The sequence below is a fragment of the Streptomyces inhibens genome (assembly GCF_022221585.1).
Classification (GTDB): domain Bacteria; phylum Actinomycetota; class Actinomycetes; order Streptomycetales; family Streptomycetaceae; genus Streptomyces; species Streptomyces inhibens.
In genome coordinates, this window is sequence record NZ_CP084681.1 from 3,292,194 (window position 1) to 3,303,882 (window position 11,689).

At 71.6% G+C, this 11,689-nt stretch carries 11 protein-coding genes; 5 read left to right on the top strand and 6 right to left on the bottom strand.

The features are described 5' to 3' along the window. Positions 1-189 precede the first annotated feature (189 nt). From KI385_RS15180 to KI385_RS15190, 3 genes are all read right to left on the bottom strand, one after another. A complete protein-coding gene (locus KI385_RS15180) occupies positions 190-1,191 on the bottom strand; it encodes a LacI family DNA-binding transcriptional regulator (protein ID WP_238572745.1) in 1,002 nt (333 codons plus the stop codon). Between the two features lie 292 nt (positions 1,192-1,483). After that, entirely contained in the window at positions 1,484-1,912 is a 429-nt protein-coding gene (locus KI385_RS15185; protein WP_238572746.1) for an organic hydroperoxide resistance protein, read from the bottom strand. A gap of 235 nt (positions 1,913-2,147) precedes the next feature. Continuing rightward, on the bottom strand, positions 2,148-3,167 hold the full coding sequence (locus KI385_RS15190; RefSeq protein ID WP_238572747.1) for an NADP-dependent oxidoreductase: 1,020 nt from the start codon (positions 3,165-3,167) through the stop codon (positions 2,148-2,150). 89 nt (positions 3,168-3,256) lie between these two features. Here KI385_RS15190 and KI385_RS15195 point away from each other — a divergent pair, with 89 nt between their 5' ends. Both KI385_RS15195 and KI385_RS15200 read left to right on the top strand, forming a co-directional pair. Further along, a complete protein-coding gene (locus tag KI385_RS15195) occupies positions 3,257-3,688 on the top strand; it encodes a MarR family winged helix-turn-helix transcriptional regulator (protein WP_238572748.1) in 432 nt (143 codons plus the stop codon). Between the two features lie 256 nt (positions 3,689-3,944). Next, complete coding sequence (locus KI385_RS15200; protein WP_238572749.1) at positions 3,945-4,568, top strand: mycothiol-dependent nitroreductase Rv2466c family protein; 624 nt, start codon at positions 3,945-3,947, stop codon at positions 4,566-4,568. A gap of 71 nt (positions 4,569-4,639) precedes the next feature. Here the strand turns inward: KI385_RS15200 and KI385_RS15205 are convergent, their stop codons facing one another. Beyond that, positions 4,640-6,316 (bottom strand): MFS transporter, encoded by a 1,677-nt coding sequence (locus KI385_RS15205; protein WP_238572750.1) that lies wholly within the window; start codon positions 6,314-6,316, stop codon positions 4,640-4,642. 169 nt (positions 6,317-6,485) lie between these two features. Between KI385_RS15205 and KI385_RS15210 the strand changes: the two genes are divergently transcribed. Then, a complete protein-coding gene (locus tag KI385_RS15210; RefSeq protein ID WP_238572751.1) occupies positions 6,486-7,463 on the top strand; it encodes a GntR family transcriptional regulator in 978 nt (325 codons plus the stop codon). Here the strand turns inward: KI385_RS15210 and KI385_RS15215 are convergent. Both KI385_RS15215 and KI385_RS15220 read right to left on the bottom strand, forming a co-directional pair. Next, positions 7,456-8,703 (bottom strand): PucR-like N-terminal domain-containing protein, encoded by a 1,248-nt coding sequence (locus tag KI385_RS15215; protein ID WP_238572752.1) that lies wholly within the window; start codon positions 8,701-8,703, stop codon positions 7,456-7,458. The genes KI385_RS15210 and KI385_RS15215 overlap by 8 nt on opposite strands. A 51-nt stretch (positions 8,704-8,754) precedes the next feature. Beyond that, positions 8,755-8,901: a hypothetical protein gene (locus KI385_RS15220; RefSeq protein WP_238572753.1), complete on the bottom strand. Its 147-nt coding sequence runs from the start codon at positions 8,899-8,901 to the stop codon at positions 8,755-8,757. Positions 8,902-9,172: 271 nt separating this feature from the next. Between KI385_RS15220 and pgfA the strand changes: the two genes are divergently transcribed. Continuing rightward, entirely contained in the window at positions 9,173-10,183 is a 1,011-nt protein-coding gene (gene pgfA / locus KI385_RS15225) for a cell envelope lipid trafficking protein PgfA (RefSeq protein ID WP_238572754.1), read from the top strand. Positions 10,184-10,508: 325 nt separating this feature from the next. Beyond that, positions 10,509-11,684 (top strand): glycosyltransferase family 4 protein, encoded by a 1,176-nt coding sequence (locus KI385_RS15230; RefSeq protein ID WP_238572755.1) that lies wholly within the window; start codon positions 10,509-10,511, stop codon positions 11,682-11,684. Positions 11,685-11,689: the final 5 nt, after the last annotated feature.

Consider the following 11,689-nt stretch of genomic DNA (forward strand, 5'->3'; position numbering starts at 1 on the left):
TTGGGTGACGGTCTTGGTCGCTGTCGTGAGTAGCTGTCGTGAGTAGCTGTCGTGAGTAGCTGTCGTGAGTAGCTGTCGTCGGGTGACGGGCTTCAGTGACGGTCGCCGCCGGTGGCCTGATCCGATGGCTTGCCCGGGTGGCGGGCCGGCCGGGACCGCCGGGCGGGCCGGGCCGCCGGGACGGCTCGTTCAGCCGGTGGGCGGTTCGCCGCAGGAGCGGCGGGTGACGAGCCGGGCCGGCAGCAGCACCGGGTCGGCGGGCCGGCCCTCGATCCGCGCCAGCAGGGTGTGTACGGCGGCCCGGCCCAGTTCGCGGGTGGGCTGGGCGATGGCGGTCAGCGGTGGATCGGTGTGCGTGAACCACGGCACGTCGTCGTAGACCACCAGCGCCATGTCGTCGGGGACCCGCAGCCCGCGCGCGCGGAGTTCGTCCATCGCGCCCAGCGCCATCAGGTTGTCGGTGGCCAGCACCGCGTCCGGCGGCTCGGCGAGGTCGAGGAAGTCGCTCATCACCCGTCGGCCGCCGGTGTGCTGGAGGTCGGGGGTGGCGCCGACCCGCTCGTCGGGCAGCGCGATGCCGTGTGCGGCCAGCGCCGTACGGAAGAGGTCGAGGCGCTCGTCGCCGGTGGGGGTGCCGGCCGGGGCGACGATGATCGCGGGCCGGCGGCGGCCGAGGGCGGCGAGATGGGCGGCGAGCTCGGTGAGCGCGGCGCGGCCGTCGGCGCGTACGCAGGGGGCGTCGACGCCGGGCACGGTGCGGTCCAGCAGGACCAGCGGGGTGCCGGAGGCGACGACCTCGCTGAGCATCGCCGAGCCGGTGCCGGCCGAACTGACCAGCAGGCCGTCGATCCGGCGGTCGAGCAGGGTGCGGATGTAGTCGTCCTGCTGCGCGGGGCGCTCGCCGGCGTTGCCGATGACCAGGCTGTAGCCGAGGCTGCGGGCCTCGTCCTCGACGGCGTCGGCCAGTTCGGTGAAGAAGGGGTTGGTGAGATCGCTGATGATCAGGCCGAGCGCACCGGTCCGTGCGGTGCGCAGCGCGCGGGCGACGTTGTTGGGGCGGTAGCCCAGCTCCCGTACGGCGGCGAGCACCCGGTCACGGGTCTCGGCGACCGGGCTGTGGCCGTTGAGGACCCGGGAGACCGTGGCGACGGAGACCCCTGCCCGCTCTGCCACATCCTTGATGTTCGCCATGGCGCCGTTGCCGTCCTGTCCGTGCGATGCGATCGCTCACCGTGTCTGGGACCGGCTTCGCATGATCGACGTGTAATCGATTTCGCGGGGAATTCGTGGGGGCTACGAAATCGATTACACGGGTGGTGCGTCAAGGTGCCGTGAATGTTGCCTCTGTCACATCGGGCCGGTTCGGCTCCGACGGCCGGCCCCCCGGTGGCCGTCCCTCCGGTGCCCGGCCGGCACACAACGGCCGAGGGCCGCACCCCGGTGGGGTACGGCCCTCGGCTCGGACTGTGCGGTCGGCCGCGTCTCAGGCGACGTTCAACTTGACCTCGATGTTGCCACGAGTGGCGTGGGAGTACGGGCAGACCTGGTGCGCCTTCTCCACGAGGTCCTTGGCGGTGGCCGCGTCCACATTGGGGATCGAGGCGGAGATCTCGACCGTGAGGCCGAAGGCACCGTCCGGGGTCTTGCCGATGCCGACCTTGGCGGTCACCCGGGAGCCGGTGACATCGGCGTTCTCCCGGCGGGCGACGACGCTGAGCGCGCCCTGGAAGCAGGCGCTGTAGCCCGCCGCGAAGAGCTGCTCGGGGTTGGTGCCGGCGCCACTACCGCCCTGCTCCTTGGGCGGGTTGACGACGACGTCGAGCTTGCCGTCGTCGCTGGCGACGCGGCCGTCACGGCCGTTCTCAGCGGTGGCGACGGCGGTGTAGACGACGTCGACAGTCTGGATGGACATACCAAATCCTCCTGTGGTTCGCCGCGACTCGCGCCCACGGATCGCGACGGCTTGCCGCTGAGCCTAACGGGCCTGCACAAGGGGTGGGTGGGGGCGGGGGCAGGGGCAGAGAGAGGGAGTGACGGGGAGGCAGAGTCCTTCGCCTCCCCGTCACTCCCCCGCCTCCCCCCACCCCGCACCCATCGGTCAGGCTTGTCGCCGGAATCGTTCAAGCTCGCCGTCAAGCCTCGGGGCCTCAGGCGTCGAGGCTGACGATCATCTTTCCGGTGTTCTCGCCGCGCAGCAGGCCGAGGAAGGCCTCGACGCCGTTCTCGATGCCCGGCACCTTGGTCTCGCTGTACTTGAGCTCGCCGGAGCGGATCCAGGCGGAGACCTCCTCGACGAACTGCGGCTGCAGCGCGGCGTGGTCGCTGACCAGCAGGCCCTCCAGACGCAGCCGCTTGCCGATCACCATCGCGAGGTTGCGCGGCGCCGGGCTCGGCTCCGTGGCGTTGTACATCGAGATCATGCCGCATATGGCCGCCCGGCCATGGACGTTGAGGGAGCTGATGGCCGCCTCGAGGTGGTCGCCGCCGACGTTGTCGAAGTAGACGTCGATGCCCTCCGGCGCGGCCTCCTTGAGCTGCTTGGTGACATCGCCGTTCTTGTAGTTGAAGGCGGCGTCGAAGCCGTACTCCTCGACCAGGAGCTTGACCTTCTCGTCGGAGCCGGCCGAGCCGATGACCCGGGAGGCGCCCTTGAGCTTGGCGATCTGACCGACCTCGCTGCCCACCGCGCCGGCCGCGCCGGACACGAAGACGGCGTCACCCTCCTTGAAGGACGCCACCTCCAGCAGACCCGCGTACGCGGTCAGACCCGGCATGCCCAGCACGCCGAGGTAGGCGGTGAGCGGCGCCAGCGACGGGTCCACCTTGGCGGCGCGCTTGGCGTCCAGGACCGCGTACTCACGCCAGCCGAGGCCGTGGAGTACGTGGTCGCCGACGGCGATGGAGTCGTCGCGCGAGGCGATGACCTCGCCCACCGCGCCGCCGTCCATCGGCTGGTCGAGCTGGAAGGGCGGGACGTAGGACTTCACATCGTTCATCCGGCCGCGCATATACGGGTCGACGGAGAAGTGCTTCGTGCGGACCAGGATCTGGCCCTCGCCGACCTCGGGCACCGCGGCCTCGCGCAGCGCGAAGTCTTCCGGGGTGGGCCAGCCGTGCGGGCGGGCGATGAGGTGCCATTCGCGGCCGGTCGTGGGCAGTGCGGACATGAGCGCGGTCCTTCCTAATGTTTCAGGTACTGAAACAATGATGCCCCTCGATATTTCATGTTGTCAAGCAATTGGGTATCCTGGTGTGTATGACACCGCGTGCAGACCCCTTGACCGTCGAGGTCGTCGAGCTCATCGGCGATGTCGTCGCCCGTTACTACGAGGAGTACGACCACGCCGCGGCCGAGCACTCCCTCACCGGCGCGCAGGCCCGGGTGCTCAGCCTGCTGTCCGCCGAGCCGCTGCCCATGCGCAAGGTCGCCCAGCGGCTGAAGTGCGAGCCGTCGAACATCACCGGCATCGTGGACCGTCTGGAGTCCCGCGGTCTGGTCGAGCGCCGCCCCGATCCGGCCGACCGCCGCGTCAAGCTCGCCGCCCCGACCACCGAGGGCACGCGCACGGCCGAGGCGCTGCGCACCTCGCTCGATTTCGCGCGCGAGCCCCTCGGCCGGCTGACGGTCGCCGAGCGCACACTGCTCAAGGAGCTGCTGCAGCGGATGCTGGGCGTCGCACCCGAGTGAGACGGGCGGGTTCGGGCGAGGCCGGGCGGGCCCGGGTTGGTTCGGGCGAGGCCGGGCGGGCCCGGGTTGGTTCGGGCGAGGCCGGGTTGGTTCGGGCGAGGCCACTCCGCGCCCGGCCTCGCCCGGTCGCGTCCGGGTGGGGCCGGGTGGGGCCGGGTGGGGCCGGGTGGGTCCGGGCGCGGAGGGCAATTGGCCCAGGATCATCGTGGGCAGGTGTCCCGGTCGGCTGGTCCGGTGGCGCTCTAATCTCGGCCGTATGACGAACCCGAGCACCACCCGCCACACCGTCGACTTCTACTTCGACCCCATCTGCCCGTTCGCCTGGATCTCCTCCCGCTGGATCCTGGAGGTCGAGCGCCACCGTGACCTGGATCTGCGCTTCAGGGTGATGAGTCTGTCCGTGCTGAACGAGGGCCGCGCGGATCTTCCCAAGAAGTACCGCGAGCTGCTGGACGCGGGCTGGGGCCCGGTACGGGTGTGCATCGCGGCCGCCCAGGAGCACGGCGAGGAAGTGCTGCGCGACCTGTACACCGCGCTCGGCACCCGCATCCACAACGACGGCCGCGAGGACACCGCCACCGTCATCGAGGAGGCGCTCGCGGAGGTCGGGCTGCCGGCCGAGCTGGCCCGTGCCGCCGGGAGCGAGGCGTACGACGACGCGCTGCGCAAGAGCCACCACGAGGGCATGGACCCGGTCGGCGAGGAGGTCGGCACCCCCACGATCCATGTCGACGGGGTGGCGTTCTTCGGGCCGGTGCTGATGGCGATCCCGCGCGGCGAGGACGCGGTGCGGGTCTTCGACGGCGCCCGCCTCCTCGCCGGATACGACAAGTTCTTCGAGCTGAAGCGGACCCGCACCGGCGAGTTCGACTTCAGTTGATGCCCCGGACGCCCCGGACGCCCCGGACGCCCCGGACGCTCCGGACGCCCCGGATGCTCCGGGTGCGCCCTCTAACCGGCGGGCGTACCGGCCGGATCCGTTCCGGCCGGTACGACGGCGGCCTGCCGACCGCCGGCCACCCCGGCAGCGTCGGCTGCCCCGGTGACGCCTGCCGCCCCGGTGACGCCGGCCGCCCCGGTAGTGCCCGTCTCGCCCTCAACTCCCTTGGTGTGCAGGCCTCGTAGCAGGGCCACCGCCAGGACCGCGGCGCAGACCATCACCCCGGCAGCGCCCAGCACCGCCGCCTGTAGCCCGTCGGTGAAGGCCGTCCGGGCCGCGGTCAGCAGCGCCTCGCCGGCCCGGCCCGGGAGTTCGCCGGCCACCGCGACGGCGCCCGCAAGGGTCTCCCGCGCCGCGTCGGCCGCCCCCGCCGGAAGCCCGGCGGGCAGTGCGTCGTCCATGTGACCGCGGTAGATCGCGCTCCCGATACTGCCCAGGATCGCCATGCCCAGCGCGCCGCCCAGTTCGGTGCCGGACTCCAGCAGGGCCGAGGCGGAGCCCGCCCGCTCGGGCGGCGCGACACCGATGGCCAGTTCGTTGCCGAGCGACATCACCATCACCAGGCCCGAGGCGTACACCGACGAACCGACCAGCACGAACCACAGGGCCGAACCCGGCTCCAGCCAGGACAGCCAGACGAAGCCGCCGGCCGCGATGACGAACCCCATGGCGATGACGTACGCACGGTCCATCCGCTGGGCGAGCGCAGTGGCGGCCGGCGCCATCCCGCCCACCGCGAGGGTCGGCAGCAGATTCCACAGCGCCGCCTCCATGGGGCTCATGCCCCGTACGGACTGCAGGTACTGGGTGAAGAACACCGCGCAGCCGACGATCGCGAACATCGCCAGCAGGTTCATCAGCACCGAGACGCTGTACCCGCGGTGCCGGAACAGTTCCAGGTCGAGCATCGGGTGGCGGGCGGTGCGCTGGCGGTGGACGAAGGCCGCGGCGGCCAGCAGGCCGGCCACGAGCGCGACGACGGGCAGCACCGCCACCCCGTTGCGGGCGATCTCCTTGATGCCGTAGACCATCGGCAGCATCGCGAGCAATGACAGCACCGAGCCGGGCAGGTCGAAGCGCCCGGCCGCCGGGTTCTTGAACTCCGGCAGCAGCAGGGGCCCGCAGACCAGCAGCAGCACCATCGCCGGCGCATTGATGAGGAATACCGAGCCCCACCAGAAGTGCTCCAGCAGCGCACCGCTGAGCACCGGGCCGACCGCGATCCCGCCCATCATCGCCGCCGACCAGATCGCGACCGCCTTGCCGCGCTGCTTGGCGTCGTGGAAGAGGTTGCGGATCAGCGCGAGGGTGGACGGCATCAGGGTCGCGCCGCCGATGCCGAGCAACGCCCGTGCGGCGATCAGCATTTCGGCGCTCCGGGCGTACGCGGCGAGCCCCGAGGCGAGGCCGAAGAGCAGTGCGCCGGACAGCAGCAGCTTGCGGCGGCCGATGCGGTCGCCGAGCGAACCCATGGTGATCAGCAGGCCGGCGAGCACAAAGCCGTAGACGTCCAGGATCCACAGTTGCTGGACGCTGCTGGGTTCGAGCTCCGCGGTCAGGAACGGCACCGCGAAGTAGAGCACCGAGACGTCCATCGAGACCAGAAGGCAGGGCAGCAGGAGGACGCCGAGGGCGGTCCACTCCCGGCGGCCGGCCGGCGGCTGAGGTGTGTACGTAGTAAACGACATGGGTGACACGGTAAGCACCTCAAGCTTATGGTGCAAACATATGGCGGGACTGAGGAGTTGGGCGTGCATCACACTAGTGCACCTACCTAGTGCAAGGCCCTGGTGAGCGCCACACTGCTACCCTCACCGCTAGCGAATTCCCCTAGTGCACTAGTACGGAGGCCATCCCGTGGAGCAGTCCGCCCTACCCCCCTACCGCCGGATCGTCGACGAGATCCGGCGCCGGATCGACGCCGGTGAGCTGGTGCCGGGCGACCGTGTGCCGTCGACCCGGCGGATCACCCAGGAGTGGCAGGTGGCGATGGCGACCGCCACCAAGGTGCTCACGACGCTGCGTCAGGAGGGTCTCGTACGGGCCGTACCGGGCGTGGGCACGGTGGTCGCCGAGCCCCGGCCGGACGCGGGGACGCCGTCGCACCGGACCGCGCGCTCCGAACCGGCGCGTGAGCGGCGGCCGCGCGAGACGGACAGCGGGCTGAGCCGCGAGCGCGTCGTACGGGCCGGGATCAAGGTTGCCGACGCCGAGGGGCTGCGGGCGCTGTCGATGCGCCGGGTCGCCGCCGAGTTCGGGGTGTCCTCGATGGCGCTCTACCGTCATGTGGCCAACAAGGACGAGCTGGTGATGCTGATGGCGGACGCCGCGTTCTCGGACGTCCGACTGCCCGATCCGGCGCCGGACGGCCGGCGCGACCGGATGGAGGCGGGCGCCCGGCTGCAATGGGAGCTCTACCAGCGGCATCCATGGCTTGCGCACTATCTGTCGATCACCCGGCCGCAGCCGATGCCGCGGGCGATGGCGCTGATCGAGTGGACCATGGCGCGGGTCGAGGGGATGGATCCGGTGACGCTGATCCATATGGCCATCACGCTGCTGAACCATGTCCGGGCCACCGCCGCCGGCTTCGAGGACGATCTGGAGGCCGAGCAGGAGACCGGTATGGACCAGAACCAGTGGATGGCGTCCATGGAGCCGCAGTTCGAGGGCATCCTCACCTCGGGCTCCTACCCCATGTACGGGGGGATGGCGGGGCACGACGAGGACGTGGTGAATCTGCAGTCGCTGTTCGAGTTCGGGCTGGCCCGTCTCCTGGACGGGATGGAAGCGTTCGTCGAGCGCCGGGCGGCGGAGTCCGGCGGGGTCAGCTGAGCTCCCCGCGCAGCCTCCTGGCCCGTAACACCAGCTCCAGTTCGAAGCGGCGGTCCGGGTCGTCCATCTCCCCGCCCCATAACTCCCGTATCTGGCGCAGCCGGTAGCGCACGGTCTGCGGATGGACGCCGAGCCGGGCGGCGATCTCGGGGGCGCCGCCGCGGGTCTCCAGCCAGGCGAGCAGGGTCTCCGCGAGCCGCCGCCCGTGGGTGGGACCACAGCTGTCCAGGGGCGCGAGACGGCGTCGGGTGAGGTCGTCGATCAGCTCCTCGGGCGGCAGCAGGACCAGCGCCTCGGTGTGCTCGGTGCACTGCAGCAGCTCGCCGGCGGGCAGCAGTCCGCGCTCCGTCAGATCGACCGCGGCCCCGGCCCAGCGCAGCGATTTCGCGGCGTCCAGCAGCGGTACGGCGGGGCCGATCGCGCCCGACCAGCCGGCCGCCGCACGGCCCAACAGCTCGCGCCGCCCGGGGGCGTCCGGCTCCGGCACCACCATCCGCGGCCGTTCGCACTCCATGTCCAGCAGGACGTCCGGGGCCACGGCGGGCGCCACCGCCTCGCGGGCCGGCCGCAGCAGGACCGCGACGGCGACGCGCTCGGGCAGCGGCCAGCCGATCCGGGCGGCGCGCTCGGCGAGCGCCGGCGGCACCCCGCCCGCCCCGTCCGCCGCCCCGGCGCCGCTTCTGCGCGGCCGTTTGCCGGGGCTCGCGAACAGCTGCTCCATCAGGCGGCGTTGCAGCCGCAGCCGCTCACCGGCCTGGCGGGCGGCGGCCTCGGCGTAGCCGCGTACGGATTCGGCGACCAGCCCGTCCAGGTACTCGAAGCCGGACTCGGCGAGCTCGTACATCGCGGGCGCCGGGATGGCGACCTGCTGGCCGATCTCGGCCAGCCGCCGCCAGGCCAGCCGTACGCCCAGCCGGTAGATGGCCTGCAGTGCGTCCAGGCTGCGCCCCTGCATGCCCTCGCCGCGGCCGAACTCCTGGAAGACCCGTGGGTGGACATGCGGACCGTCGAGCCCGGAGGTCATGTGCGCGACGAAGTGCTCCAGCGACTGCCGGATGCCGACCAGCGCCCGCGGCTCACCGAACTCGTCGGGGACCAGCGGCAGTTGGGGGTATTCGTGGCGGATCTCGCGCAGGATGTCCTGGGCCAGGGCGGGCACCTCGTCCAGCGCCAGGGCGGCGAACTGCCGTACCTGGTACGGCGGGACCTCCCGCCAGGCCGAGCGGACGGCGGTCACCATGACCCGGACCTCCTCAGCACGATCCGGCCCTCCTCGGCACGCCCGGCCCGCCTACTCACCGGTCCGGTCGAAGGTCACCAGCGGCACATTCGGCTGCTTCGGGGTGGCGTCCAGCGCCGCGACGATGCCCAGCGCGACGCCTACGGCCAATACGGCGGCGGCCAGCGCGGTCAGTGCGGCGGCAAGCGTTCGGTGCATGGCGCGGCGAGCCCTTCGTCGATGCCGGAGACCATCGCCGGTCTCCGTCGAGGTTGGTGACGGCACACGGCACGGCCCCGGGGCGTACGGATCGACGGCCGGCTCGGTGCCGCGTCCCACAGCGCGGCACTGCTTCAGTTCTGGTGCCTGCCGAGTGTGGAAGGGCATTGACGCCCTGTCAAGAGTTCGCTTACGTTCCCGGCCCATGGCGCATCGCGACGCCGCACGTGCACCAGAGCGTGTTCCCCTCACCGCTTCCAGGAGTGCTCGTATGCCTGATTCCGGCAAGCCCGACACACCCCCTGCCGCTCCCCCCGCCGGCGCCACCACCGCCCGCACCGCCTCGCCGCTGTCGCTGGCCGTGCTCGGTCTCGGCGTCTTTCTGCTGGTCCTGGCGCCCCTGCTGGCCTGGTACGTCGAGCCGCGGGCCAAGGTCACCCCGGTCGATGTCGATGTCACCACCGTCTTCACCGGCACCGGCAGCTACTTCGACACCGGGGCGCTGAGGACCAGGGACCGGCAGAAGATCACCATCACCCGGCATGTGCTGGGCGATGTCGCGGCGAGCGAGAAGAACGGGCGGGCCGTATGGGACGTCTCCACCACGGTCGACACCCCGCAGACGCTCGCCCTGAAGGATCCGCGCAAGGCGTTCCAGTGGACCGTCGAGCGCTGGGTCACCGACCGGCGCAGCAATGCTCCGGTGCACTGCTGCGAGGAGGCGCCGACCCGTTTCGACGGCGATGCGTACCTCAAATTCCCCTTCGATGTGGAGAAGAAGATCTATCGCTGGTGGGACAACACGCTGGGTGCGGCCGTCCCGCTCCGCTTCGCCGGCACGAAGAAGATTCAGGGGTATCCGGGCTATCGCTTCACCGGGACCGTGCCGCCCACCAGGACCGGCAGCCGGCAGGTCCCCGGGCGGCTGGTCGGACGGCCGGGGCAGGGCCAGATCCAGGCCGAGGAGTGGTACGCCAACTCCGGTATCGAGCTGGTCGTCGAACAGCGCACCGGCCGGATCATCAATGCCTCGATCTCGCCGCACAAGACGCTGCGCGCACCGGGTGCCCGGCGCGATGCGGTGACGCTGCTGCGCGGCGAGGGATTGCAGTTCACGCCCGCGACGCAGCGGGCGCAGGTGCGGCTGGCGCGGACGGACAGCGACAGGCTGGCGCTGGTCGGGCGGACCTTGCCGGTGGGGGCCGCGGCGGCGGGCGGGGTGCTCGCGCTCGCCGGAATGGTGTGGGTGATGCGCGGGCGGCGGGCGGCCGGCCCTGAGTGAAGTGATGAACCGTCAGCAAGAATCGGCCCGGATTTTGTCATCCCGGTGAGTAGCCGCGGCGAACGGGGCAGCGAAAACTATCCACCCCACACGCAGACGACCGGCCTTCCGGTCGGCACAATTCCGCTTTACCGCAGCGCAGCAACACCACTGGTGAGCAGCCGCACCACACAGCACCACCGCACCACCGCACCACCGCACCACCGCACCACCGCACCACCGCACCACCGCATGATGCAGCACGGCCCCGCACGACTCAGCACGACTCAGCACGCAGTACGACCCCCACCGCTGGTACCGCACCCTGAGACGAGTTGGATCGCACATGCCCCAGCACGTACGTCCGTCCCCGCCCCTGGCACCACCGGCACCGGTCGCCCCACCCACGCCATCGGCCTCGGGTCCCCCGGCCGCCGGCGCGCCCCCGCTCCCCCGCCGTATCGTCTTCCTAGCCCGCCGCGATCTGGGCAACCCCGCCGCCGGCGGCTCCGAGCTGCTGGTGGACCGGATCGCCGAGGGGCTCACCGCGCACGGCCACCAGGTCACCCTGCTGTGCGGCGGCCCCGCGGCCGACCGTGGCTACCGCGTGGTCTCCGCGGGCGGCGACGCCGGTCATTTCCTGCGCGCACCCCGCCAGTTGGCCCGCAGGGTCGGCGACTGCGATCTGCTGGTCGAGGTCTGCAACGGCATGCCGTATCTCGCGCCGTTGTGGCATCGCGGGCCGACGCTGTGCCTGGTCAACCACGTCCATACGGATCTGTGGCAACTGCGCTACCCCGCACCCGCCGCCCGGCTCGGCCGCCGTCTGGAGCACTGGGCGCTGGCCGGTACCCACCGCCGCAATCTGATGGTCGCGGTCTCCGGCTCGACCGCGTCCGCGCTGCGCGGCCTCGGCGTGGACCAGGGCCGGATCCGCCTGGTCCACAACGGCGTGGAGGAGCCGGGACCGCTGGTCCCCAAGGCGCCGGAGCCACTGTTCCTGGCCATGGGCCGGCTCGTCGAGTACAAGCGCATCGATCTGCTGCTGCGGCTGTGGGAGCGGGTCCGCCCGGTGACCGGCGGCCGGCTGGTGATCGTCGGCGACGGCCCCGAACGGGCGCGGCTGGCCGCGACGGCCGGCCCCGATGTCACCTTCACCGGCCATGTCTCCGAGCGGTGCAAACATGAACTCCTGTGCTCCGCCTGGCTGTTGCTGCACCCCTCGCTCGTCGAGGGCTGGGGCCTGGTGGTGATGGAGGCCGCAGCCCGCCGCACCCCCACCGTCGGCTTCGACATCCCGGGGCTGCGCGACTCCGTCGAGGACGGGGTCACCGGCCTGCTGGCCCGCGGCGAGAGCTCGTTCGCCGCGCACTGGTGCACCCTGGCGCTCAGCGCCCGGCGCCGTGAAGCACTGGGCATCGCCGCGGAACAACGCGCCGCCCGCTTCAGATGGAGCCATACCGTCCGCAGCTTCCGGGCGGTCGCCGCGGAAGCCTTCCTCGATACGCTCCCCAGGCGGTGAGGCCC

Bases quoted from the DNA above. Each gene is read 5' to 3' on its own strand.
- KI385_RS15180 (WP_238572745.1), bottom strand. From the start codon at position 1,191: ATGGCGAACATCAAGGATGTGGCAGAGCGGGCAGGGGTCTCCGTCGCC.
- KI385_RS15185 (WP_238572746.1), bottom strand. From the start codon at position 1,912: ATGTCCATCCAGACTGTCGACGTCGTCTACACCGCCGTCGCCACCGCT.
- KI385_RS15190 (WP_238572747.1), bottom strand. From the start codon at position 3,167: ATGTCCGCACTGCCCACGACCGGCCGCGAATGGCACCTCATCGCCCGC.
- KI385_RS15195 (WP_238572748.1), top strand. From the start codon at position 3,257: ATGACACCGCGTGCAGACCCCTTGACCGTCGAGGTCGTCGAGCTCATC.
- KI385_RS15200 (WP_238572749.1), top strand. From the start codon at position 3,945: ATGACGAACCCGAGCACCACCCGCCACACCGTCGACTTCTACTTCGAC.
- KI385_RS15205 (WP_238572750.1), bottom strand. From the start codon at position 6,316: ATGTCGTTTACTACGTACACACCTCAGCCGCCGGCCGGCCGCCGGGAG.
- KI385_RS15215 (WP_238572752.1), bottom strand. From the start codon at position 8,703: ATGGTGACCGCCGTCCGCTCGGCCTGGCGGGAGGTCCCGCCGTACCAG.
- KI385_RS15220 (WP_238572753.1), bottom strand. From the start codon at position 8,901: ATGCACCGAACGCTTGCCGCCGCACTGACCGCGCTGGCCGCCGCCGTA.
- pgfA (WP_238572754.1), top strand. From the start codon at position 9,173: ATGCCTGATTCCGGCAAGCCCGACACACCCCCTGCCGCTCCCCCCGCC.
- KI385_RS15230 (WP_238572755.1), top strand. From the start codon at position 10,509: ATGCCCCAGCACGTACGTCCGTCCCCGCCCCTGGCACCACCGGCACCG.